The organism is [Clostridium] celerecrescens 18A (assembly GCF_002797975.1).
GTDB lineage: Bacteria > Bacillota > Clostridia > Lachnospirales > Lachnospiraceae > Lacrimispora > Lacrimispora celerecrescens.
The window spans coordinates 4,913,413-4,939,509 of the sequence record NZ_PGET01000001.1 but is presented as its reverse complement, the minus strand read 5'-3'; the positions used below and the strand labels follow the sequence as shown (position 1 = coordinate 4,939,509).

Annotated in this window: 21 protein-coding genes; 1 reads left to right on the top strand and 20 read right to left on the bottom strand. The window is 44.8% G+C overall.

The features are described from left to right. Positions 1-12 precede the first annotated feature (12 nt). The 14 genes from H171_RS22490 to chvE all read right to left on the bottom strand — a co-directional run bounded on the left by H171_RS22490 (position 13) and on the right by chvE (position 17,411). Positions 13-1,812 (bottom strand): hypothetical protein, encoded by a 1,800-nt coding sequence (locus H171_RS22490; protein ID WP_100307122.1) that lies wholly within the window; start codon positions 1,810-1,812, stop codon positions 13-15. A gap of 30 nt (positions 1,813-1,842) precedes the next feature. After that, on the bottom strand, positions 1,843-2,478 hold the full coding sequence (locus H171_RS22485; protein ID WP_100307121.1) for a D-sedoheptulose-7-phosphate isomerase: 636 nt from the start codon (positions 2,476-2,478) through the stop codon (positions 1,843-1,845). Positions 2,479-2,483: 5 nt separating this feature from the next. Then, positions 2,484-3,062: a D-glycero-alpha-D-manno-heptose-1,7-bisphosphate 7-phosphatase gene (locus tag H171_RS22480; RefSeq protein WP_100307120.1), complete on the bottom strand. Its 579-nt coding sequence runs from the start codon at positions 3,060-3,062 to the stop codon at positions 2,484-2,486. 49 nt (positions 3,063-3,111) lie between these two features. Next, a complete protein-coding gene (locus H171_RS22475; protein ID WP_100307119.1) occupies positions 3,112-4,182 on the bottom strand; it encodes a GHMP family kinase ATP-binding protein in 1,071 nt (356 codons plus the stop codon). Continuing rightward, positions 4,176-4,961, bottom strand: a complete 786-nt coding sequence (locus H171_RS22470) for a nucleotidyltransferase family protein (RefSeq protein WP_100307118.1) — start codon at positions 4,959-4,961, stop codon at positions 4,176-4,178. Before H171_RS22470 ends, H171_RS22475 begins: the two co-directional genes overlap by 7 nt. 149 nt (positions 4,962-5,110) lie before the next feature. Further along, positions 5,111-6,202, bottom strand: coding sequence for an acyltransferase family protein (locus H171_RS22465; protein WP_100307117.1), 1,092 nt, complete (start codon positions 6,200-6,202; stop codon positions 5,111-5,113). A gap of 150 nt (positions 6,203-6,352) precedes the next feature. Then, positions 6,353-9,457 (bottom strand): glycosyltransferase, encoded by a 3,105-nt coding sequence (locus H171_RS22460; RefSeq protein ID WP_100307116.1) that lies wholly within the window; start codon positions 9,455-9,457, stop codon positions 6,353-6,355. Then, positions 9,444-10,223, bottom strand: coding sequence for a class I SAM-dependent methyltransferase (locus tag H171_RS22455; protein WP_100307115.1), 780 nt, complete (start codon positions 10,221-10,223; stop codon positions 9,444-9,446). Before H171_RS22455 ends, H171_RS22460 begins: the two co-directional genes overlap by 14 nt. Positions 10,224-10,236: 13 nt before the next feature. Further along, the gene (locus tag H171_RS22450; protein ID WP_100307114.1) at positions 10,237-11,580 is read right to left on the bottom strand and encodes an ABC transporter ATP-binding protein; all 1,344 of its coding nucleotides are present in this window, start codon (positions 11,578-11,580) and stop codon (positions 10,237-10,239) included. Positions 11,581-11,761: 181 nt separating this feature from the next. Further along, positions 11,762-12,574 (bottom strand): ABC transporter permease, encoded by an 813-nt coding sequence (locus H171_RS22445; RefSeq protein ID WP_100307113.1) that lies wholly within the window; start codon positions 12,572-12,574, stop codon positions 11,762-11,764. Positions 12,575-12,589: 15 nt separating this feature from the next. Further along, on the bottom strand, positions 12,590-13,144 hold the full coding sequence (rfbC, locus tag H171_RS22440; protein ID WP_092242699.1) for a dTDP-4-dehydrorhamnose 3,5-epimerase: 555 nt from the start codon (positions 13,142-13,144) through the stop codon (positions 12,590-12,592). 304 nt (positions 13,145-13,448) lie between these two features. Beyond that, positions 13,449-14,624 (bottom strand): multiple monosaccharide ABC transporter permease, encoded by a 1,176-nt coding sequence (mmsB, locus tag H171_RS22435; RefSeq protein ID WP_100307112.1) that lies wholly within the window; start codon positions 14,622-14,624, stop codon positions 13,449-13,451. A gap of 3 nt (positions 14,625-14,627) precedes the next feature. Then, positions 14,628-16,166 (bottom strand): multiple monosaccharide ABC transporter ATP-binding protein, encoded by a 1,539-nt coding sequence (gene mmsA, locus H171_RS22430; protein WP_100307111.1) that lies wholly within the window; start codon positions 16,164-16,166, stop codon positions 14,628-14,630. Positions 16,167-16,247: 81 nt separating this feature from the next. Beyond that, a complete protein-coding gene (gene chvE, locus H171_RS22425; protein WP_100307110.1) occupies positions 16,248-17,411 on the bottom strand; it encodes a multiple monosaccharide ABC transporter substrate-binding protein in 1,164 nt (387 codons plus the stop codon). A gap of 307 nt (positions 17,412-17,718) precedes the next feature. On the opposite strand from chvE, the gene H171_RS22420 reads away from it, so the two are divergent. Next, positions 17,719-18,606: a LysR family transcriptional regulator gene (locus H171_RS22420; protein WP_166433646.1), complete on the top strand. Its 888-nt coding sequence runs from the start codon at positions 17,719-17,721 to the stop codon at positions 18,604-18,606. Between the two features lie 68 nt (positions 18,607-18,674). On the opposite strand, the gene H171_RS24255 is transcribed toward H171_RS22420, so the two are convergent. The 6 genes from H171_RS24255 to H171_RS22395 form a co-directional block, all read right to left on the bottom strand. After that, a complete protein-coding gene (locus H171_RS24255; RefSeq protein WP_152335600.1) occupies positions 18,675-18,782 on the bottom strand; it encodes a MetS family NSS transporter small subunit in 108 nt (35 codons plus the stop codon). Between the two features lie 16 nt (positions 18,783-18,798). Next, positions 18,799-20,301 carry a sodium-dependent transporter gene (locus H171_RS22415; protein ID WP_100307108.1) on the bottom strand — a complete coding sequence of 501 codons (1,503 nt, stop codon included), beginning with the start codon at positions 20,299-20,301 and terminating at the stop codon, positions 18,799-18,801. 29 nt (positions 20,302-20,330) lie between these two features. Further along, entirely contained in the window at positions 20,331-21,722 is a 1,392-nt protein-coding gene (locus H171_RS22410) for a tryptophanase (protein ID WP_100307107.1), read from the bottom strand. A 231-nt stretch (positions 21,723-21,953) separates the two neighbouring features. Further along, positions 21,954-23,006 (bottom strand): sugar ABC transporter substrate-binding protein, encoded by a 1,053-nt coding sequence (locus H171_RS22405; RefSeq protein ID WP_100307106.1) that lies wholly within the window; start codon positions 23,004-23,006, stop codon positions 21,954-21,956. A 5-nt stretch (positions 23,007-23,011) separates the two neighbouring features. Continuing rightward, on the bottom strand, positions 23,012-24,598 hold the full coding sequence (locus H171_RS22400) for a helix-turn-helix domain-containing protein (protein WP_100307105.1): 1,587 nt from the start codon (positions 24,596-24,598) through the stop codon (positions 23,012-23,014). After that, positions 24,576-26,087, bottom strand: coding sequence for a sensor histidine kinase (locus H171_RS22395; protein ID WP_100307104.1), 1,512 nt, complete (start codon positions 26,085-26,087; stop codon positions 24,576-24,578). Before H171_RS22395 ends, H171_RS22400 begins: the two co-directional genes overlap by 23 nt. Positions 26,088-26,097 lie beyond the last annotated feature (10 nt).

Here is a 26,097-nt window from a genome sequence, read left to right as displayed (position 1 = left end):
TCTCCTATGCCCTTAATTTGCAGTTATAGAAGCAACGACGGAGAGGTGCTTTTCTCCTCTTTGCTCCGATGCATTTTCGTAGTAAAAGTTACTTTCAAAAGTCAGCTCCGTAACCTGAAAGGCGGTCGTGTCAATTTCAGCAGTCACCGTATTGGAAGTGATGGGAATGACCTGCTTTTCTGTTCCATTTATAGTCACGGTAATCTGTTCAAGACCTGTGATAACGCCGGGATAATAGAATTTAAATCCGATCTTGCCTTCTTTCCCTGCCATAATCCGGACCTTGGCGCTTTCATCCAGCCAGCCGTCCTCATAACAGCCATAGACGGGCTCAAATTTTAAGTCCCGGACAAATTCTGTTACATCCTGAAATGCGTTATGAGCCGGATCTTCCCTCAGTATCAGCATGTTCGGAGTCACCAGGCCAATATCGTGAATGGATTCAATAAAAGTAACTTCGGTTCCCTCTGCCAGCCGTTTCTTATCAAAGGTTTTGAAAAAGGTCCTGGCAGTAAAATCACTCATCTCATAGGAATTGCCGATGATGTATATTTTCTTTCCAAATATCTCTTCCTTATATTTTCCGAAAGTCTCTTCTCCAAGGGAATTGTACCGCAGCTGGGATGACCAATAATAAAGATTCTCGTATTTCCCTCGGTAAAAACTTTCTACCGGAAGCATGAGAATGCCGTAAAGCAGGAACAGACCGCAGTATATCAAAGGCCTGACACGCTTTACCACACCGCACATGTAAGCTGCAAACAACCACGCCGCTGTCATGGAAACATAGATCCACCGGGTCTCCACCCGGATGGTGACGCTGGAAGAGCCGATGCATAGGGCGATGAATAAAAGAAACAAGCAGATCACAGGGAGGCGTTTTTTCATCTGCTTCCGCTCCCGTATAATGGTCACAAGAAATATCACGATCATAATAAGGAGAAGGAAGTCTGCAAACACCACAAGAACATGTACCCAGTAAGGCGATCTTCCCCAGCTAAGTCCATTTAAATGATCAGGGCCTGCATTGATTCCAAATAAGTAAAGCACCTGGCTTAAGGCATACCGGATGGTTTCCGAAAGATGGAAGGTATCCGCCACGTCCGTTCCGCCTGTCCCTGCCGGAGAAATACTTCCGATGGTAAGAAAGCGGATCGCCTGAACCGCCAGGAACGCCCCGGTAATGCTCAGCCATGGCTTTAGACTCCTCTCCTTTTTCATGAGAAACGCAGCATAAAATAAGGGAAGAAGCACCATATAGCGTTCATGAATAAAGCAGACAGAGAAATACATTGCCGTTGCAGCCGGTACAAGCCACCTTCTCTCCTCTTCATCGGAGAGATAACGGTAGAGACAGTAGAATATGCCGATAGCTGCCCACAGCGCTATGCTTTCCATCAGACCGTATACCTGGCTGATCTGGTAGTAGGACATCCGGGAGAGCAAGTATAAAATCCCGCACAAAAAGCCAATGAACCGTTTGCCTGACAAACGCTTTCCGAACCGGTAAACCGTATAGGCAATACAGCTGTTTAAAAGAATATTAAAAGGAACAAACCAGCCGATGTGGTTTCCAAAGACCATCAGTTCCAGCCAGGCCGCCAGATAATAGACAAAACGGAACCGGGTACTTCCCAGAGGGAATACAAACTCACGGAAAGACTGCTCTCCGTAACAGGACCAAAGATATAAATCATCCATATAAAGCCCTTTAATTGCTATCCCCCTGTTTATGAAAAAAGCAAATCCCAGCAAAAGCACGGCTGCGATGATCTCTTCCTTCCACTCAGTTATCCACTTTTTATCTTTCATCTTTAGCCCCTTTCTTATTTTAACTCACGCTTAAAAGAATCGTTCCTCTAACATCAGGCAGAGGGCATGGTAAACCGGCAGGTGGAGTTCCTGGATTTTAAATGTCTCTGTTTCCGGAACCACTACTGTCACATCCGCTGCCATCTTTAAAAGCCCTCCGTCTTTCCCGGAAAGACCGATGGTTTTCATGCCAATAGCTTTTGCTGCTGTTACGGCATACATTACATTCTTTGCATTACCGGAGGTGGATATTCCCAAAAGCACATCTCCCTTTTTTCCGTATCCATATGTCTGCTGGGCATAGACCATTTCCCCGTCCACATCGTTTAAAAATGCTGTGGAAAGACTGGAATGGCCGGTTAAGGCGATAGCCGGAAGGCCCCCCTGAAGCTTTTCTCCAAGTTCCTTTCCAAACGCTTGGTCTGCCTCTAAGAGCTTTGCGGCAAAACTTTCTGATACGGGACGGCGTTTTACAAACCCCTTCATCAATTCTCCTACAATATGCTCTGCATCCGCACAGCTTCCGCCGTTTCCTGCGATCAGCAGCTTTCCACCGTTTTCATAACATGATTCCAGGATCTCGTAAGCTTCTCTGATCTGAGGCTTTACGCCAGCCAGTACAGGGTAACGTTCGATCAGCTCTTCTAAATAATTCATAGGTTCCATGTTTCTCACACTCCTTCTCTGTTCAGTATCCAGTCTGCAGCTTCTTTCATAGCGGGGGCATAGAAGTCAAAAGAATTCTTTTTCTCTGACTGGGTCAGATTGCCGTATAATTCTTTTCCATATCCGGTCCCTACTAAAACCGTGTTCACCCCATATCTTCTTCCAGCTTCTGTATCCAGAAGCTTATCTCCGATCATATAAGAATGAGACTTGTCCACCTGAAAGCTTGTCTCTGCCATTTCAAACATACCTGTTTCAGGCTTCCGGCAGTGACATTCCACCCGGTAATTTCCGATCCCATGGACCGGATGGTGGGGACAGTAATAAAAGCGGTCAATTAGGGCTCCTTCTTTAGAAAGAAGGCTGTTTAAATATTCATGGAGAGCTTTCACATCCTCTTCCCCGTAATATCCCCTTGCCACTCCGGCCTGGTTGGTGACTACTATAAGCTTAAATCCCTGTTCCCTAAGCCGCCTTAAGGCTTCCGGCACCCCTGGAAGGATCACCAGATCCTTAAGCCGGTGCAGGTATTCTACTTCTTCATTGATGGTTCCGTCCCGGTCTAAAAATACGATCCTGTCCATGGTTCTTCCCTTCTGTTTCCTCTCTTTTTAACTGATGCGCCCTTTGAGACTACACTTGAAAACGATATTCGCCTCCTGGTATAGCCACCCGGACCTCCTGGTAATCCCAGCGTTTTTCGTCTGTGATCCACGCCTGCGCGCCCCGAAGTTCAAAATTCCAGTCCGTAAGCTGTCCTCCGGCTGCTTCCATACGTGCGGCCACCTTATGGCGGACATTATAGGGACAGTACACCAGAAGGAATCCGCCACCGCCGGCTCCTAAAAGCTTTCCGCCCAGAGCACCTGCCTTTAATGCCTCCTCATAAAGCTCGTCAATATGGGGAGTGGAGATCTTGCTGCTCATACGCTTCTTGCTCTTCCAGCCATAATCCAGAAGCTTTCCAAAGCTGTAAAGGTTTCCTTTTAACAGCTCATCCTTCATGGCATAAGAAAGCGCCTTTACCTCACACATCGCATCGAATGGATCCTTCTTTTCGTAGTTTTTCACCTGGTCTTTTATGATGTTGGCGGATACATGGATGTTCCCTGTATAGCAAAGAAGCAGATTGTACTGCAGCTCATGGATAATCTCTTTTTTTATACGAAGAGGGTTTACCACCACATTGTTACGGCCGTGGAACTCGATGAAATTAAAGCCTCCAAAGGTAGCAGCATACTGGTCCTGGTAACCGCCGTCGATCTTTAAGTCCTCTCTCTCCACCTGATAGGCTAAGTCTGCCATGGCATAGCTGTCCATTTCCACGCCTTTCCATTTGGCCATGGCCGTTAATAAAGCCACCATAACAGTGGAGGAAGTACCAAGGCCAGATCCGGGAGGAGCATCGCACTGTAAGTACACCTCACAGCCCTGTTTGATATCCATTGCCTTTAACGCCGCCGTTACCAGATCCAGGCGTCCGTCATACACATAATTTTCATTCGTGTTGTACTTTACCGTCATATCAAAGTCCAGGGAATGAACGATGATCTGATCATCAGCCCTTGGTACGATGGAGCAGTATGCATACTTATTGATGGTGCTGCCGATGATGGCTCCCCCCTGCTCCACACAGAAGGGAGCTACATCGGTTCCTCCTCCTCCAAAGCTCACCCGCAGGGGAGCACGTCCTCTGATTACCATAAGTTCACCTCTCCTTTCCCCTCTCCGCCCATGCTCTCCGGGCACAACGCACCCCGCTTCATCGGGTGTAAAGGTATACCTGTAAGGTGTTTCCCTACATCTTCTGCAAACCGGTAATAATCCTCCGGAATACCTATATCAATGAAATACCCGCTGCTTACAAGGCCGCCCAGCTTTTTCCCTTCTGAAAGCCACTTTGGAATCATTACCTGTTCCAGGGACACCTTTCCTTCAGGAATCTCATCAAGCAGATCACGCCTGAGTAAATAAATGCCGCCGTTTATGGTTCCCCGGCGTTTTTCCTCCGTCTTCTCATTAAAGGCCGTAAGCCAGCCATCATCTAAAAAAGCCTGTCCGTAACGGGACACATCCGGCACCTCCCGGAGTACCAGGGCCATGTCTAAATCCCGTTCTTTGCCAAGTTCCATAAGCTTGTTGTAATCAATCCGGTAAAAGGTATCAGCATTTAGTACTAAGAATCGGTCTGAATGTATTTGAGATCCTGCATTTTTAATGGCTCCTGCGGTTCCTAACAGCTCTTCTTCATAAGCATAAGAAACCCGGATCCCCCATTTGGATCCGTCTTTAAAATATTCTTCTACCATCGAGCCTTTATAGCCTACGGCGAAAATTATCTCCGTCACTCCTTGGCGGACCAGCTCCAATACTACATATTCCATAAATGGCTTGTCTCCGATCAGCGCCATTGGCTTTGGTCTGTCGCTTACTACGGAACGAAGCCGTGTGCCAAGGCCGCCTGCCAGTAAAACTGCCTGCATAACTGTACCCTCCTGATATTTTTTCTTATGGTTATTATAACATAAGTCCGCGGTTCAAGGACTAAGATAATCTTTCCCAGACTTATTTCGCACCGCTCATTGCTTTCGCGGATAGTATATCATACATCCTTTAGAACAATCCAGGAAGATCATTTCCACGGACTCCCTGTCCGGGACCGAAGCATGCCTCCCAGACCTTGGATGACCTTTCTTGCCCCAATTGCAAATAAGACCGGAAGGACAATTCCCAGAACAAGATACAGAACATGAAGTTCCGGATAAGAATGGGGGAAGCCTCCCTGATTTTCCGTGGGCTCCAGTATCATCTGGGCATAAATCCGGTCACAGACCTTAAATGCCAGAAAATGCAGAGCCATGATATCAAAGGAATATTTTCCAAGCAGTGCCGCAGACTTCCCGGCGATGGGAATCTTCTGCAGACACTTGGCTGCAAAGCAGCAAAGATAAATACCGGCTGCAGATATGATATAAAAGTTAATCCCTCCTGGTATCTGATTGGCAGAAAGCTCCACACTTTCCTCTGTAAACATCAGGAAATAATAGAAAAGCCCTGCGCATAAAGCGGCACCATACCATGTCACATATTTTTCTATGGAAATCTTCCATGTCCGCACAGCATATCCGCCATAGTAAACCGGAATCACCAATAGGGCGGTCTGAAGGTGGTAGTTTAAGTAAATCTCCCTCCGGATCAGGGCTGCACCAATAAGCCCTGCTCCTGCGCAGAGAGCCGCTGCTGCCCATGGCCGGAAGGAATCCGGAAGATAGTTCCTGCAGAACCAGAGAATGACCGAAAAGCCTGTTCCTGCCCCCAGCATAAGCGGCACGAACCACATCGCACCTGACGGGGCCTCCGGGCATCGTAAGAACAGGGTATTTGTCATGGCAAGGATCATCTCCTTTTTGCCGTAGTGTGCATCCGACAGAAAAAGCAGATACTTTGAAAGCAGGTTATGTAGTAAAACGAACAGGCCACCATAACAGAAATAGGGCACCCACATATTCTTTAACCGCCTTGCAAAAAAGTCAAAGGGGGCATCCCCGTAACGCTCTTCATTATACAAGTATCCTGAGATGAAAAAGAATATGGCCAGATGGTAATAATACACCGTCCGAATGGCAATTCCCAGGTTCTGTGAATGACCAAACACTATGGATACGATTCCGATTCCCTTTAAAATATCCCAGAACAGAAGCCGGTCTCTTTTTTTCTCTTCCATGCGATCCCCTTCCTTTCCCCTCTCTTTCTACATAGTTCCTTTCTCTTCATTCAAGTACGCCCTTGCATTCTGCCGTCCGGCATAGCCAAAGGCTTAAAACGGCATGGCACCGTGCCCGGTCACACCGGGACGGGTTTACCTGTTTGCCGTTTAAAAGTCTTCTCCGATTACGTTCCAGGCAGCATCTATACTGTGATAGCTGCGGATATAATTCTGGGTTTCCATACACATCTGCTTGCATCGTTTCGTATCCTGATACAGGGAAATAACCTCCTCTGCAAAGGCAGCCGGTTCATCTCTCACAACCATGACCTTTTCTGCCTCCGGAATTCCCTCTGCACCGATGGAGGTGGTGACCACCGGAGCTCCGTTATATAAGGCTTCGATGACTTTTCCCTTAACTCCTGCACCGTAACGCAAAGGCACCACGACTACCCTGCAGCTTGAATAGAGTCTTGTCAGTTCCTCTTCTGATACAAATCCCTTTACAATGATTCCGCTGCCAGGCTGCTCCAAAGCCTTGATTTCATCCGTCACCTTGGAACCCACGATATAGAAATCGATGGGAAGCCGTTCCCGGATCAGGGGGAATATTTCCTGTGCAAACCACAAAACTGCATCTGCGTTAGGCGGATGGGCAAATCCTCCTACAAACAAGAGTCCTTCCCTTTCTTCAAAGTTATCAGGAATGTGGTTTAAGAACTTTTCATAAACATAGGCCACAATGGCTTTCACACGGATGGTAGGCTCTATCTCATGAATGGCTTCCCGTTCCACATAAGAAGGATAATAGGATACCGCAGCCTTTCTCATCAGGCGAAGCTCCACGGACCTCCAGTATTCAGAGGACTCCCTTTTCTTAGGATCTCCGGTCAGCTCATACTCCCGGCCTTCCCTTAAAAAGTGAAGGTCATGCCCATAATAGATCATCTTAATGTTTGTTTTATCTTTGATAAAATCTATATATTTGGCAGCAATATGGGGACGGTTCAAATAAGCTACCTTGATATCATCTCCATGCTCCTTTAACCAGTTCCAGATTTTCACCTGGAATTCCTTGCCGTAAAGAATCTCAATTCCCATCTGCTGCAAAACGGTGGAATAAGGTTCCTCATGAAGGAAATTATCTCCCAGGAACTTCACCACATAGTCCTTTTCCAAAAACATCTTTAAGTACTGGAAGGTGGTCTTGGAACCGGCATCCCGGTCATAGGTGGGAACATAATGATCCACCACCAGAATGATGTCTTTGCCCTGGCTTCTCTCCCTGGCCCGGAATACATCGGGATTTCCGTCGTTTTCACTCTGCAGTTTGAATTCAGCTGCCCACTTTTCCCTTAACTTACGGCCATTTTCCACCTGGTACCGCTTAAGGCCTGAGCCATTGACATCCGTTCCGTTGGAAATGCCCTCAAAATGTATGACCTTGGATAAAGGCTGGTAAACCACCCGAAGGCCCGCCTTACGCACCTCAAAGGCAAGGTCAGAATCCTCACAATAGGCAGGAGCAAACCGGTCATCAAATCCGCCGATCCGCTTCCATAAGTCATTGGAAAGAAGAATGGCGGCTCCGGATATATAGTCCACATCTTTTACATAGTTGTACTCCGGCTTGTCCGGATCATCAAGGCGTCCGTAATTCCAGCCGGAACCGTCACGGAAGATGATCCCCCCTGCTTCCTGCAGGCGCCCATCAGGATAAACCAGCTTGGACCCTACCATGCCGATGGTTGGGTCTGATTCGATTAAGTTCACCAGGCTGCTTAGCCACCCTTCTGTTACCTGGGTGTCATTGTTAAGAAACATGACATATTTTCCTCTGGCAGCTTGGGCTGCCTGATTGCAGTTCCGCAAAAATCCCTGGTTGGTTTCATTTCGGCATATGACCACATTTTCCGTAAATTTTGAAAGTTCAGCCGTTGCATCTGTAGAAACATCGTCTGCTATGATGACCTCATATACCACATCCCTGGTATGTTCCAGAATAGATGCAAGACAGGCATAGGTATAATGAATCTGATTGTATACCGGGATCACGATGGATACCATGGGATGGCCCTCTTTAATAAAACGGAGCTTTCCATGGGTACGGTAGGCATCTCCAATCTTCATATCTCCTTCGATCAGATTCCTCCCTTCCTCAGTTGTATAGAGGCGGAAAGATTTCAGCGGATGAAATACCGTGTCCTTGGCATAAAACAGCAGCTTCCGCTTTCTGGTCCCTTTTGGGAACCTTTCGTTAAAGATTCTTCCCAGCTTTCTTCTGGCACGGAAGGTTAATGCCTCGTGCCCCTGAAGCCAGGTGATCATCTCTCTCATATTGTCGCAATCCGCCCGGAGGGTCTGAATGATCATCTCCTGGTTGGATACATGATTGTCGGTCAGGCGCTTTTCTTCCTGCTGCCTAGTAATAAGCACATCCTTTTCCCGTATCTCCATTTCCATCTGGGAAAGGCGTTCCTTTGTCTCATCGATCACCTGTGATAAACCGTACATATCCTCGGGCAGGGAATGGGTTTCCTGCATGTAATTGACCAGATAGATCTGCTGGTTCTCTCCATGGACATAATCCTGAAAGCTGCGTTCCATCTCCTCATACGTTCCAATACGCTCTTCCTCCACGCCGAACTCTTCCATAAAGGCTTCCATGGAACCATAGGACAAAAGGCTTTTATACTGCTCGTAAAAGTAATAAAGAACCCGGAACTTTATAAAAGTGACTGGGACTGGGAAGGAAAATACCCATTCATAGTCCAGGAGATAAGGACCGTCCTCGGTCATCATGATGTTCTCAAAAAGGCAGTCAATATTGGAGGTTTTAAACGCCCAATCTTTTTCATCAGCCTTAGCGAGTTTTCCAAATACCTCTTCAAATTCGGCCGTAATGGTGAAGGGGATGATGCAGTTTTCCTTTACGTCCAGGATCAGGGAAAGCCCGTCTTCCATATGGGATACGGAAACCTTTCCGTTACGGATCCCCCTTCCAAGCAGCTCAGAAAGGGTCTGGCCTTTAAGGAATTCGAAACGGGCGGTTTTTTCATCCGGACTTATGGAAACCCCGGCGACCTTAAGCTTTTGGCTTTGCGCCGCAAGGCTTTTATATTTTTCACCAAGTGATTTTATATGAGCAACACCCTCAGGCCTTAAGGCTGTCTTCTCCACAAATGGACAGCCTTCCTCTTCCACCAGACTTGTGCGGATCTGAAACTCTTCCCTGCGGGTTTTGTTGTATTTTACAAAGTTAATTTTCTTCATGACGGCTCCAAATGGTTAAAAATGAATTGGCAAATGTCTCAAACTGCTTTCCCTCACATACCTCGTCGAACATCTTTCCTAAATCAAACTTCAGATATTTCGGATAATCATAGGCCAGAATGGCGTGAGTTAAATCTCCCTTACCTGGCAGATATTGATCGGAATACAGGGTGATGGGCAGCCGGTAGTCGGGCATGGGATAATGGAATTCGGCATTACCCGATCCTCCGTCCTCTCCGCACAAAAGCTCCAGGACCTCTGCCCTTGAAAGCCGGTCCTGATCAGGAACCGCACCGGCCTGATATTTAAGTCCCAGGCGGTTGCATACGGAAAGGATCAGCTTTCCTTCCGGCTTTAAAAGGGATTTTGCTTTTCTTATGTGTTTGTCATATGGCGGCCTTAAGGAGCCCACCATCACCACATAGTTAAAGCCATCCTCTTCAAAGGTGTCTAAATCTCCGGTTATATATCGGATGTTTCCCTGTTTTTCATTGCGCAAACGATTAAATGACAGATTATTACTGTCAGGGTCAAGGACGGTTACCTCTTTGACCCGCCTGCTGTATAAGCCGGTCAGGGCGCCGTAATCAGACCCTACCTGAAGCAGAGAGCTCTCCTCATCAAATTCATACCACTCCAGAAGGTTCTCGCGTATATCTGACAATGCATAGAGGTAATCCAGGTTTGGATTCTCCTGCAGCAGCTTTTTCGTATCTCCATCATATTTTAAAAACAGCTTCTTAAGTTCAGGGCTTAAATCATTCATGGACGTTTCCTCCTCATTCTCCTGCCCGGTGAAGCTTTACGCTTACTTCCGGTTCCATATCATAAATACCTACTGTATTCTTATTGGAAATGACCGTAATATTTGCGATGTCATACAGGCGGTGGTAAACCACATGCTCTCCGTTTTCAAATCCGGTGCAGCTCATGGAAAGAAGATACTCCCCTCCCTGAAGGGTCATTTTCTGGTTAAATTCCACCTCATATTCATCGCCTTTTCCCACGGCCTGCACATCAGAGGCCTCGTACATGGTGTTGGTGCCGGTTAAATCGGCTCCCCGTTTATCTTTGATGGTGTAGGTAAAGATGGGTGTCTCGATTTTGGTATGGAAATGGATACGCTCTTTAATGGTAAAGCGTTCTCCTTTAAGAAGGAGGTTGGTAACATTTCCTCTTTCATCCAGAAGTCCGAAATCCACGATCTCCGCTCTCTTATCGCCGTATTCGGTACGGGTTGGGTTGATCGTCAGTTTTTCCTTCATTAAGCCTTCCTGGCGGGAGTTTTTGGACTGTGCCAGAACTGCCTGGTCTCCGGAAAAATCGTTTAATATACCGCTTCTTATTTCTTCCAGTTCTTCTCCAAGGTCGTCCATTTGATTTGCCAGGATCTTTTTATAGAGATCCACCATCTTTCCGGGCTCTCCTTCGGCGATAAAGTTGCCTTTGTTTAATACAACTACGCGGTCACAATATTTGATAATTGCACCCATATCATGAGTGACCATTAATATCGTGGTTCCATTCTGGCGGATATCTTCCATTCGGCGGTAGCATTTGGCCTGGAAAAACACGTCTCCAACGGACAAGGCCTCGTCAACGATCAGGATTTCAGGCTCCACGTTGATCGCCAGCGCAAACGCCAGACGAACGAACATACCGCTTGAGTAGGTTTTTACCGGCTGATAAACGAAGTCACCGATGTCTGCGAAGTCTAAGATGTCCTGAAGCTTTCCATCCATTTCTTTTTTGGAGAAGCCCATCATGGTGCCATTCATGTAAATGTTTTCGATTCCGGTATAATCCATATTAAATCCGGCCCCCAGCTCTAAAAGAGCAGAAATCACACCGTTTACCTCTAAACTGCCTGAGGTGGGGGTGAGGACTCCGGTTATGATCTTTAGTATGGTGGACTTGCCTGATCCATTGGTTCCGATGATTCCTACGGTTTGTCCTTTTTCTACATCAAAAGAAATGCCGTTTAGGGCATAGAAATCTTTGTGATAGTTTTTGTGGGTTATGCTTAAAGCCTCCTTTAATCGGTCGGAGGGCTTATCGTACAGTTTGTAGATTTTTGTTACGTTATTAACAGATATTGCTTTGTTGTTCCATTCTACGGACATTGAATCCTCCATGTTACATAAAATTATCCCACAGGTCCGTAGTGCAGCTTGCGAAACTTTCAGTTTCGCAAGCTCACGGGCATTCGCCCTATGAAATATGTCAGGAAAAGATATTCTTATGTGCAGGCACAACGAAATCTTTTTCTGCCATATTTCGCACTACTCATTGCTTTCGTGAAGGTTATAGTACATCAGAAAAGTGTGGGCGCAGTTTTTTAAATACTTTCAGCCCTAAAAGCATCAGGACTATGGTCACTGTCCAGAAATATAGTCCCAGGGTCGGCCGTTCTGTCAGCCAGTTTCCGGTCAGCATGCTGTCACGGTATCCGGCTACGATATAATAGAAAGGATTTAGCTTAAGCAGTACCGGCAGCCAGGATGGAATTGCCGGAAACATCTCAGGTGCCCACATAATCGGCACCATCCACATGCCAAACTGCAGGCAGATTCCTATGATCTGAGCCATATCCTTGAAAAATACATGAATGGCACTGGTAAAATACGCAATAGCCAGTGACAGCATGGAGCTTGCAAAGGAATAATACAGGATCTGGATCCAGCTTGCCATTGGAAGGAAGCCGTAACAGAAAAATACCAGGATCATGATGATTGCAAATATACCATGTACCATCAGGCAGGAAATCATCTTGATGACCGGAAGGATCTCTACCCGGAACACCACCTTTTTCACCAGATAATTATATTCCTGAAGACAGCCCGTTCCCATATTCAGTACCTCACTGAAATAAAACCATGGCACAATGCCAGGTATCAGCCAGAGCACGTAAGGGTAATCCGGGACCGGAGGTACGCTTTTAAAGCCCATCTGGAATACGAAAAAGTATACCAGCACGGTTGCCATAGGCTGCAAAAACATCCAGGCAATCCCGAAATAGGAGCCTACAAACCGTTTTTTAAAATCCGCCTTTGAAAGATCCAGAATAAGCTTTCTCTTTGCAATAATTTCTTTTATTAAGGAAACCAGATAATTCATGGTTTTCTCCTCTCACTAAAATTTGAAGGTATCCCGGATGCCGCTCCATTTCTGATCCTTCTCAGAGATGATCAGCTCCATACCTTCCTCAATCGGCCAGTCAATGCCAATTGACGGGTCACTCCATAAAATACCGCCTTCATCACCCGGGTGATAGAAATCGGTACATTTATATGCGAATTCTGCCTCATCGGATAAAACTAAAAATCCATGGGCAAAGCCTTCCGGAATGTAGAACTGCTTTTTGTTTTCTGCAGACAGCTCCACTCCGAACCATTTACCATAAGTTTCAGAAGCGGAACGCAGATCCACCGCAACATCAAATACTTTTCCTCTTACGACCCGTACCAGCTTTCCCTGAGGGAACTGCTTCTGGAAATGAAGCCCCCGCAGTACGCCTTTTGTAGACATGGACTGGTTGTCCTGTACAAAAACCATGTCAAGTCCGGCTTCTTTAAAATCATTCTGATTATAGGTTTCCATGAAATATCCTCTGGTATCGTGAAATACCGCAGGCTCAATGACAAAAAGTCCTTCTATTCCGCATGTTGATACCTTTATCTTTCCCATAATTTACGTTCCTTTCCACTTTCTGTCTATTTTTTTGACATAATCGTATACCTCTAAGGTATTTATCTTTTAAAAACATTCTTTTACTTGTAGCATTCTACCACAAGTTCGACCAGATTTCTATATATAGGGGGATTTTTATTAAAATAAGCCGCTCATTCACAGGAGAAAAAAGTCTTTTATTGAAGATAAAAAATGCTGCCTCTCATACATCTGTACAAGAAAACAGCATCCTATTACTCTTTATGGATTTATATTCCAAAACTCACCAACAATTTTATGATTCTGGAGAAATTCTTTTCATTTACTGCTTAACGATAAATGACTTTCTCTTGCTTACCACATCAAAAATAACCGCTGCCATAAGAACCGCACCCTTTACCACCTTCTGAAGGTTCTGGTCCACACCCATGATGCTCATGCCTAAGTTAAGCACACCCATCAGGGTTGCACCCACGATTACTCCCGGTACAGTTCCGGTACCGCCGTATGCGGAGGCGCCTCCGATAAAGCAGGCACCAATGGCATCCATTTCATAGCTGTTTCCTGCTGTTGGATTGGCGGAATTTAAGCGGGCAACCGTCACCATGCCTGCAACTGCTGCCAGCAGTCCCATATTTAAATAAGCGAGGAAATACACCTTATTGGTATCAATACCAGACAGCCTGGTAGCCTTCTCATTTCCGCCCACAGCGTAAAAATACCGACCCGTGGTGGTTTTGGAAGAAATATAGCTGTAAATCCCGATGATCGCAGTCACCCAGATCAGGGCATTGGGAATGCCTTTATATCTAGCCAGCTTATACATAACAAACAGGACCACAAAACCGATGAGAGCCATCTTGATTGCCATTCCTCCAATTGGATCCACCCGGTATCCCTTTTGAAGCTTTCTTCTGCGGTTTAAAAGTTCCAGTGTCACAAAAACCATGCAGGCAATGATTCCCACTAAAAAACAGGTCAGGTTAAAGCCCTGCATCCCGAACAGATCCGGAACATAGGTATTAAACAGATTTAAAAACGGATCCGGAATGGGGGACAAGGTCATTCCCTGCAAAACCACATTAGATAACCCACGGAACATGAGCATGCCGGCCAGAGTTACGATAAAGGGAGGGATCCGTACATAGGCGATCCAGAAGCCCTGCCATGCTCCTACCAGCATACCGATGATCAGCATTGCAAGCAGTGTCAGATAGGGGTTGATCCCCATGGTGATCATCATGCTTCCGCCTACTGCTCCTACAAAACAGACCACAGAGCCTACGGATAAGTCAATGTTACCTCCCGTAAGAATGCAAAAAAGCATACCGGTTGCCAGAATAAATACATAGGCGTTTTGGGCAATCAAGTTGTTCACATTCTGGGGCAGGAGCATCTTACCTCCGGTGTTGACCGTGAAAAGAAAGATTACAACGGCCAGAACGATCACCATCGTATATTTTTTTAATCCCTCAGATAATTTCATCTTATTCTCCATCTTCTACTCTCCTTTATCTGATTTTAAAATACAGGCCATAATCTTCTCCTGAGTCGCCTCGGCCGCACTGACCTCTCCCACCATACGGCCCTCATTCATGATATAAATGCGGTCGGACATTCCAAGTACCTCAGGAAGCTCTGACGATATCATGATGACAGATTTGCCTTCCGCAGCCAGGCGGTTGATGATACAGTATATTTCATATTTTGCACCCACGTCGATCCCTCTGGTGGGTTCATCTAAAATCAGAATATCCGGCTCTGCAAACATCCATTTTGAAAGGAGGACCTTCTGCTGGTTTCCGCCGCTTAAGTTCCCTACATTCTGTTCCACAGTGGGACACTTGGTTTTTAACTTATCCCGGTAATCCTCTGCCACAGCAAACTCCTTATCCTTATCAATAATGGAGCGGCGGCTGACCGCCTGCATATTTGCAAGGGTCGTGTTGATCTTAATAGGATTTCCAAGGATCAGGCCATTGCCTTTCCGGTCTTCGGTGACATAGGCAAGCTTATGGCGTATGGCTTCCCGGACAGAGTTTAACGCCACTTCCTGCCCTTTGATACGGACCTTCCCAGAGATATTGACGCCATAGCTCTTTCCGAAAATGCTCATGGCAAGCTCTGTTCTTCCGGCGCCCATCAGGCCGCAGATTCCCACGACCTCTCCTTTCCTCACATAAAAGGAGACATCATTTACCACCTTCCGGTCCGAATACAGAGGATGGCAGGCATTCCAGTGCTCCACCTCCATGGCCTTTTCACCGATCCTCACGTCATCTCGTTTGGGAAAACGGTCCACCAGTTCCCGCCCTACCATGCCTTTGATAATACGGTCCTCGGTAATGGTATCCTTTTTCCTGTCCAGTGTTTCTATGGTTGAGCCGTCGCGGATGACTGTGATCTTATCCGCCACATAGGCAATTTCATTCAGTTTATGAGAAATAATAATAGAGGTTAATCCCTCTGATTTGAATTTTAACAAAAGCTCCAGAAGCGCTTTGGAATCATCTTCATTTAAGGATGCGGTAGGCTCATCCAGGATCAAAAGCCTGGCATTCTTTGCAAGTGCCTTTGCAATCTCCACCAGCTGCTGTTTTCCCACGCTGATATCCTTAATTAAAGTATGGGAAGATTCCATAAGTCCTACTGTATTTAAGTACCGGTCCGCCTCTCCATAGGTTTCATTCCAGTTGATCGCGTACCTTTTCCCCTTTTCATTTCCCAGATACATGTTTTCTGCAATCGTCATATAGGGGACAAGAGCCAGCTCCTGATGAATGATGACGATTCCCTTTTGTTCACTGTCACTGATACGGTTAAATTTGCAGATCTCACCGTTATAAATAATATCTCCCTCATAGGTACCATAGGGATAAATGCCACTGAGCACGTTCATCAAGGTAGATTTGCCAGCTCCATTTTCACCCACCAGGGCATGGATCTCACCTTCCTCTACCTGAAGGTTTACATTATCCAGAGCCTTAACGCCTGGAAATGTCTTGGTTATGCTCTTCATTTCCAAAAGTATTTTTGCCAAGAATATCCCTCCCTTGCCGTCATTTCTTAAGGACGGCCTCTATATCTTTAAGAAGCCGTCCCCATAAGAAAATAATTTCTATTACTTTAACTGGTCTTCCGTGTAGTATCCGGAAGTAATTAACATATCTTTATAGTTATCAACCGTTACAACCACTGGGTCACACAGATAAGTTGGGATAATTCCGGTTCCGTTATCATAGGATTTGGTATCATTGATCTCAGCTTCTCCGCCCTGCATAACAGAATCCACCATTTTTACTACCTGAGAGGCAAGGGTACGGGTATCCTTAAAGATACTCATGGCCTGTTTTCCCTGAAGCATGTTCTTTACGTTGGCGATATCACAGTCCTGACCGGTGATGACCGGGTATTTTCCGGTATAGGAAGAAGCCAGGGCATTCTCCACACCAAGAGCAGTGGAGTCGTTGGAGCAGAGGACAGCGTCCAATACGGTTCCGTCAGAATAGTTACCTGCGATAATAGTATCCATACGGTTCTGGGATTTCTCTGAATCCCAGTTAGCGGTTGCTACCTGCTCAAAAGCAGTCTGGCCGGATTTTACTACAAGCTTTCCGCTGTCAATATACTTTTTAAGGACATCCATGGCACCGCCAAAGAAGAAGTTACAGTTGTTATCAGCCGGATCACCGGTAAACAGCTCTATGTTCTTAGGATCTGCTGCTTTCTCTAGATCCAGAGCCTCTACCAGGTACTCACCCTGCTTTTGTCCGACTTTATAGTTATCAAAGGTAGCATAATATGTAACCGCATCAGAGTTCATGATCAGACGGTCGTAGGAAATAACTGGAATCCCCATGGCTTTGGCCTGGCTTAAAGGCTCTCCCAAAGAGCTTCCGTCAATAGAAGCAATAACTAATATCTGGCAGCCGTTGGAGATCATGTTCTCCACCTGGGATACCTGGGTCTGGACATCATTGCTGGCATACTGTAAATCCACCTTATAGCCGGCTTCTTCCAGTTCCTTCTTCATATTAGTTCCATCCTGGTTCCATCTCTGTAAATCCTTGGTGGGCATGGCGACTCCGACTAAGGTTCCATTCCCCTCCTTTGCTTTAGTTTCCTCTGCTTTGGTCTCAGCTGCTTTGGCAGCTTCTGTAGTGGCTGCCGCAGTTGTCTGGGTCTCCTTGTTCTCCGGTGCAGAGCTTGTAGAGCTCCCGCATCCGGAAAGCATTCCTGCCGTTAAGGCAAGGGCCATTGCAGCCGCTAAAAATTTTCGTTTCATGTTTCTCTTCCTCCTCCAATTTTTGTTTTTGCTGACAGTTTTATCTTATCACGAATAGAACAGGACTTGTTTGCGAATCAATAGCACTGATTAATCCAGAAAAAAAAATGCCCTGAATGCACAGGACTTTTTCGCGTCAAGAAAATGCTACTGAAGCTGGCATAGCAATTGCTGCCAACAGAGAGGAAATTACGACTTAAGGTTGCAATTTTTCAGACATCTTGCTAAAATAGGAATGGTATAAGTTTTTCTTATAATGTATCTCAATCAGGCATATTATATTTCATTGAAAAGATATGGTGATTATATGGAAATCAGAAAATTATCTTATTTTGTCTCAGTTGTAAAACATAAAAATTTTACAAAAGCTGCCCAGGAACACCACATGGTGCAAACAGCAATGAGCCGCCAGATTGCATCGATCGAAGAAGAACTGGGAGTTGTCTTATTAATACGTAATAATAGGTCTGTTTTGCTTACATCTGCCGGAGAAGTTTTTTATAACAAGGCTTTAAAGGTAATAGACCTGTACAATGATATGATCTCCCAAACCCAAAAGACGGCTAAGCTGCATCCCAAAGTATTAGAAATTGGCTTTGGTCATTATGAGCATATTTTAATAGCGCAGGTAGTTTCTGAGTTTCGAACCCTTTATCCGGATATTGATGTCCTGGTTGCCAAGTATAGTTATAACGACCTTATAACATACTTACAGGCAGGAAAGTTAGATATCGTCTTCACTCTTCCGTTTAGTCCCGCTTTTGTATCACAGGATGAGACGGTAGTAAAGCAGGTTTTCCCCTCTACCATGTATATCATTGTAAATAAAAAGCATCCCCTTGCTCAGTATGATACCATATCAGCTGATTTACTTAATGATTGTACGTTAATTACTTTAAGTGAAGATTCAGGTCCCTGCTCCCTGGATATTTTAAGACAATTTACGATGACTGCCGGTCTTAATATTAAAGATATTATTAATGCAAACAGCTTGGAATCACAGATATTAATGGTAGAATCCGGGCTTGGTGTGGCATTCTTACCGAGTATATGTACCAAGCATTTAACACCGAATGTGAAAGCTATTAATTTAAAGGATTTTGATCCCGGGAATTTTGTTGCCATGTACCAGAGATCCAATGAGAATCCTTTTATAAATATTTTTCTTGGATTGGCTTCTCTAAAAGACAGTTAACAAATATACAAAGGGATATTGCCCGACTAACCTGGTAAGTTTTGCAATATCCCTTTTGATTTTTTGTCTTATTTATTCTCTGGTTTTTTAGTCAGGGCTATGCCAACACATAGAAACAGCCCACCCCATACAACAGAACAGCCAACAATCATCATAGCCAATGCAAATGGATTCATAGTAATTCCCCCTTAGTTATTCAATTTCAACTTGCCATGGGCGTTTACTGAACACAATGGCAACACCGATCATAAGTACAACAGTTCCCCAGCCGAACACAACATTTGACAACAAGGTTACAGAATCCATACCAAACATCTTCATAATACCGGATACAAAGTTTGTAATGACGGTAATTCCAAGCAATATCGGCGTAAAATATTTTAGTAAATAATCCCACCATATACCGACCTTGAAGTCAGAATATTGGTTTGCATCTTCCCGGAGTTTCTCCGTACCATAAATGTGACTGATTGCAATCACTTCCACCAGTCCAAGAGTAGCAATTATATAGTTTGCCACGTAAGAATCCACAAGATCCAAAATAAAATTGAATCCGCAGTATGTAGCAAAGGTGGCACTTCCAATAAAACCGACGATGGATATGATGCCTGTTAGCTTTTTACGTGAAATCTTAAATTTATCCAGGGCTGCGGTATTAAATGCCTCAAGCATAGAAATACTGGAGGAAATACCGGCAATAAATAAGCAGAAGAAGAATAAAAATCCTAAAATGCCCTGAACCACAATATTAGATGACATGGTTGAAATTGCGATAGGAAATGCGATAAAAGCAACTCCGGCTCCGTTTCCAAACGAGTCAAAAGAAACTCCCTGTTTATTGACCAAAAATCCCAGGGTTGAAAATACGGTAATCCCTGCAATAATATCAAACGAGCTGTTTGACAGTACCGTGATAAACGAGTTGTTTACGATATCCTGTTTTTCTCCCAGATAAGAGCCATATGCAATCATAACACCCACTGCAAGTGTGGTGGAGAAAAACACCTGTGCATATGCTGCAACCCATATACTGGGGTTTAAAATTTTAGAAAAATCAGGTGTAAATAACGCATTTAACCCAATACTGGCCCCCTCTAACCTCATGGAATTAATCATAAAAATTATCATAAGAATCATGAGCAGAGGTGTAAATATCTTTGAGGCTTTTTCAATACCTCCGGAAATTCCCTGCCGGACGATGGCCCAGTTTGCAAACCATACGACAACCACTGCACCCAGCATATAAAGACTGAAACCGCTTGCAAAGTCGAAGGCATTCCGGGCCTGCCCGGTAATAGCACCTAAGAGTGGTCCTGGATTGCTCATCCAGTTTACCATACCGAAGGCATGACCGATACAGTAGATCATAAAGACCACAGATATGGAAATAATGGTGCTGTAGAACATCATGACTACGATCGGTACCATAACCTGTACCCAGCCAATAATCTCAAACTTTTTTTTCAGTTTGGCAAATGCCTTTGTGGAACCACCACGTATTCTCCGACCATAGGTGTATTCCATGATCATTAAGGGAACGGCACATGTAATAATAGCTACAAAGTATGGAAGAAAAAATGCTCCTCCACCATTTTTATAAGCTTGAAACGGAAATCTCCATAAATTACCTAATCCTACCGCAGCCCCAATTGCTGCAAATAAAAATCCTGTTCTGCTATTCCATTGATCACGCATAGTAAATACCCCCTGATGTCGGATATCATCTAATATTCGATGGGTTCCAAAGATGCCTGGAAGTGACGTAAAATCGGCGGCTCCCAGGTGATGCGGTATCCTCGTTCAATTTCGGACGCTCTTTGCTTGATTGCGATTAATGCATCTGCCATAATGTCAATATGTGCCTGTGTATAAACACGGCGTGGAATCGCAAAGCGGGTAAATTCAAACTCGGAATGAAGCTGAACTCCGGTATCAGGGTCATTACCCAGCATAAAAGAACCGATGTCACAGGTACGGATTCCAGCCTCTTTGTAAAGCTCTATTGCAAGCACCTGAGCAGGGAATTCATTATATGGGATATGCGGGAAAAATTCTGCCGCATCTACAAAGACTCCATGACCCCCAACCGGGGATTGGTAAGCGATTCCTGCATCATCTAATTTAGCTGCCAGGTATTCCATCTGGCCGATGCGGTATCTTAAGAAGTCTTCGTCGATTCCTTCGTAAAGTCCAATTGCCAGGGCTTCAAGATCGCGTCCGGAAAGTCCCCCATAAGTAAAAAATCCTTCGAAAGAAATACAGTTTGCTTTCACTTTTAATATTATTGGTGAATTGCCATCCTTAACTCCAATCAGACCTCCGATATTTACGATGGTATCCTTTTTGGCAGACATCGTAAACATATCGCCATAGCTGAAGATTTTGTTGACAATCTCTTTTATGGACATATCTTTGCATTCTTCTTCCCGCTGCTTTAAGAAAAAAGCATTTTCAGCATATCTTGCAGCATCGATATTAAGAGGAATATGATACTTTTTACAGATTTCTGATACCTCTCTCATGTTAGCCATGGATACAGGCTGACCGCCCGCTGAGTTGTTCGTAATCGTCATTACAACAAGACCAACATTTTCAGCACCAAGTTCATTGATCAGTCTTTCTAATTTAACAACATCCATGTTGCCTTTAAAGGGAGCTCTTACAGAAGGATTTTTTGCTTCTTCTACCACACAGTCGATGGCTCTGGCTCCTGCCAATTCTACATGAGCTCTTGTTGTATCAAAGAACATATTGGAAATAGCATATTTGCCTTTGGAAAGGAAAATAGGAAAAAGTACCTTCTCACCAGCACGGCCCTGGTGAACCGGCTGTATAAAATCATAACCGAATATATCCTTACCGGCATCAAATAATTTATAGTAACTGGATGAACCGGCATATGCTTCATCACCCTTCATAACGCCTGACCATTGGTCATCACTCATAGCATTGGTTCCGCTGTCGGTTAAAAGGTCAATATAAACATCTTCGCCCCTTAACCCAAACATATTATACTTAGCCTCTTTGATTTTTTCAATGCGTTCCTCTCGAGTTAACATTTTAATTCGCTCTACCATTTTAATTCTGAATGGTTCCGGAATATACTTTACAGCCATAATTGTTTTCTCTCCTTTTATTTTTTTGTATATATTTAATATGTTTTTATTTTATTACAATTCAATCATTTTGTAAAATGACTAAAAAGTATGGCATAACAACATTTTTATTATGATATATTCCCAACAGGCGCATTTGATCAGATACTTAAAGTGCATCCCGGGAGATATCCATAAGGGATTACAAAAAAAAGCCCTGAATAATCAGGACTTTTTCACGACAAGAAAACATTACTGCTGTTTCACATTCAGGTATACATCTTCCTTACCATGGAATCCTCCCTGAATGATAACGGAATCCATATTTTCCCTGGTAACTGCAACCGGCCTTAACTCAAGACTTGGAACATCATAAGTTCCATCGTCAATGGTTGTCACAATACCTTCCAAAGGCTCTCCCTTCCCAAGCTTTACCGCGTATTCCGCTGCGATTCTGGCTTCTTCCTCCACGGATTTAAAGGCTGTCATATTCTGGGTTCCTTCCACAATCCTCTGACAGGCCATCAGATCTCCATCCTGGCCTACCAGGCAGACTTTTCCTGCCATTCTGTCCTCAGACAGGGCTCGGAATACCTGGGTCGCCAAATCGTCATTTCCGCACATGATCCCCTTCACATCCGGATGCTCTTCCAGCGCTTCTTTGGCATAGTCAAAGGCATGCTCGGAAAGCCAGCCCTCACAGTTGCTTTTATAAACCACTTCCAGATTTCTCCCTTTTATTACCGAATCAAAACCCTCCCGGACCAATGCCACATTATAATCCGTTTCAGGACCCTGGATCATAAAAATCTTACCTCCCTCAGGAATGTCTCTTAACAGGCTTTCCGCCATGAGTATTCCGACCTCCCTGTTGTCAAAAGATATGTACATATCGCTGTCCGCATTCTGGATCAGGCGGTCATAGCTCATGGTCTTGATTCCCGCCTCCTTTGCCTTTTTCATAACATCGGATAAAGCTTCGCAGTCCCCTGCCACCACTACGATTACATCCATCTGCTTTTTTATAAAGTACTTTATCTGTTCGATCTGTTCGTTTACATCCCCGTTTGCATTTTGTACATTAACCTCTGCCCCAAGTTCCTTTGCGGTTGATACAAAAACATCCCGGTCCCTAATCCACCGCTCGATCACAAAAGAATCAATACTTAACCCGATCTGCAAGGGCCTATCCCCGACCTTTGCCGATACCTCGGTCTCTGCCTCTGCCTTGGTATTTACACAGCCCGCCGTCAAGGCACAACAGAGTATCACCACCAGTAACAATCTCCCTCGACCCATTTTCATAACACTTACCTCTCCCTATATTCGCTTGGCGTCATCCCTTCATACTTTTTGAATATCCGGCTGAAATAATTGGGATCGCTGTAGCCGGACATAATACATACCTCCTTAATGCTGTATCTGGAATCTTCCAGAAGACGCCTGGCGTTTTTAATCCTGGTTCTGGTTACATACTCTATAAAGTTCTCTCCCACCTCCTGCTTGAATAATTTACTGAAATAATAAGGACTTATGTCAACCATTCGGGAAACGTCGTCAAGAGAAATGTCCTTGGCATAATTCTCATCAATATAACTCTTAACTCTGGAAACCACATTTTCATATTCTTTCTCCCTTGAAGTGCTGATGTTTTCACATACCTCCCTTGTCTTATTTAAAAACCAGCGTCTAAGCGCATCCGTATCGGCGGCTTCTTTCAGTTCTTCTAAGTAGTTCTCCCGATAACGGAAACCATAACGGACATTCCCTGCCTCAAAAGCCCGTCTCTCAAGCCTCATGACCAGCTCCAGTATCTTTACCTCAATATTGGACCTCACATTTCCGTCGTGAACCAGCATCCAGTCAAAAAATTCACCGGCACAGGACAACGTTCCTTCCCGGTCCGCCTTTGTCCCCCTTTGAAGGTACTGGTTTTCTAAGTCCAGGGGATATTCTCCGTCATAATCAGCCACTGCCGGGATGTCCGTGATATGCACTACATGGCTGTCGCTGTCCCGTAAGGATTTTAAGGCCTCTTTATAGGAGTCCCTGATCCCTTCCAGAGGTTTTACAGAACCGATCCCTCCCCTGCACTTGATATCTGTGGTGCTTTCCAGCTTATAGATCATATTCCGGGTCCTTGTAATGATTTCCACCCGCTCCTCATACCGTACCTTTTCCTGTTCAAAGGATAGGAAAAGCACCAGCCGGTTTCCCATGGCAGGCCCCATGACACAATCAAAATAATCCTTTACAATCTCTCTGACCATGGGATAATATTTGTTCACCCGGACACTGACCCCTATGGCATTGGTCATGTTCCCTCCCTCAATGCTGTCCCCGAATTCCAGAATAATCATAAAGCCATAAGGGCTTTTTATGTCCAGCATTTCAATGTATCCGTTCTTAGAAAGCTCCAGATCCTCTTGAAGCACACTGTAGATGAACCCGCTTTCGATCATGGGAATTACAATCTCAAGCTTTTCCCTGATCTTTAAATCATCGCTTAACTTCTGCCTGGCCTCCTCCACCTGGTGCATGGCCTTTACGCACACATCCAGGATCTTCTTTTTATTGACCGGCTTCATGATAAACTCCATGACCCCTAAGTTCACCGCTTCCTGGGCATAAGAAAATTTATCATAGGCTGTTATGATAATGAATACAACGGAAGGATTGAATTTACGCACCTCCCTGATTGCCTGGATTCCGTTTAATCCAGGCATCTGTATATCCACAAATGCAATATCTGGCCGGAAGGAGCCGGCCTGTTCAATGACTGCCCTGCCTGTCTTGACACAGACAATCTCACAATCACTGCCGAAATTGGACCTTATGATATGACTGATGGATTCCAGCATGATCCCCTCATCATCAGCTACTAGTATGCGAAACATGTACATCTCCCTCTCTTTTTGGAATCCTTAATACCACAGTGGTTCCTTTATCCTTCCCATCACTGAACATATGGAAAATACCGTCATCATTATAATAAAGCTCCAACCGGGATATAACATTGTGAATACCGATCCCGGTAGAATTCCCCCCTTCCGCGGCTTGTCCTCCGGCCAGGATCCTTTCAAGGGTTTCCATTTCCATTCCAGCCCCATTATCCCTGATGCGGATTTCTATTTTCTCCTCAAGGTTCTCTACGGTCAGATAAATTTCTCCCGGCCGTTCGATATTCCGGATCCCATGGTTCACCGCATTTTCCACCAGGGGCTGTAAAATCATGCTTGGAATGGAAAAATCCATTGCCTCCTCATCGAGCTTTGAATGGTATCGGATATCACCTGCAAAACGAACATTCAATATATAAACATAGTTCTCCACTGCATCCACCTCTTCACGGATGGTGGCATCCTTTGAACTCTTTTTTACATTATAGCGGAAAAAGTCCGCCATCTTTTCCATAAATACCGAGGTCTTCTCTGCATCCTCCATCATAGCCAGCTGAACTCCGGCGTTTAAGGAATTAAAAAGAAAATGGGGATTGATCTGGGACTGAAGATACTTTAACTGGGCTTCCTTTAAGTGGTTTTCCATTAAAAGCTCCCGCTCCTTCATCTCCTGCTCTTTTTCCGCGCTCTCCTTAATTTTATTCACATACTCGTCCAAACTGTCCACCATTTGATTAAAGGTTCCGGTTACGATCCCCAGTTCATCTCCGGTACCTAAGGATGGTACCTTTACATGGAAATTTCCCTGCCCTACAAGCTTTGCCGTATGAGCTAAGTTGGTGAGCGGTGTAACGATATCCTTTGTCATCATCATCATGACCGTCAGGCTTATGACCATCACGATCATTAAGATCACAGTACTTATGACCTCCAGATACTGAAGGGCGGCCTGCAGGGTCTGATAGCTGGCGGAATTGTTTTTAAACTGCCGGCTGTTTAAGACTGAAATGTCACGGTTGATGAACTGGTAAAGCTTTAGAGCTGATTCGTAAGAGCTTTTATACTTTTCTACATTCTGCCCCCGCTTGGCCTGTACTGTCTCATCTGTGATGGCCAGATAGCTATCCGACATGTTGCGGATATTTTTTTCCAGGATCTGAATCTGATTATCCGTTACCGCAACATTAAGCCCCTCTAACAGCTTCCTGTAATCCTGCTCCGCCCGGTAATAATCGGTTAAGGACTCGGAATCCTTTACCTGCAAGTATTTGTACATGAAATTCTGTACATCGGAAAAAACATCCGACAGCTCATTGAGATTCACATTGCTTATGTATACAGAATTCATACGCTCCACCATCTGGTTGATTTGGGCGTAGATGAATAAATTGCTGGCAAAAAGCGTGGCTGCCGTTACCGCAACTTCCAAAAACAGCTTGCGGGCAATCGGTAAGTTTTCCCATAGGTGTTTCCATTTATTTTTCATAGCTGCTCCA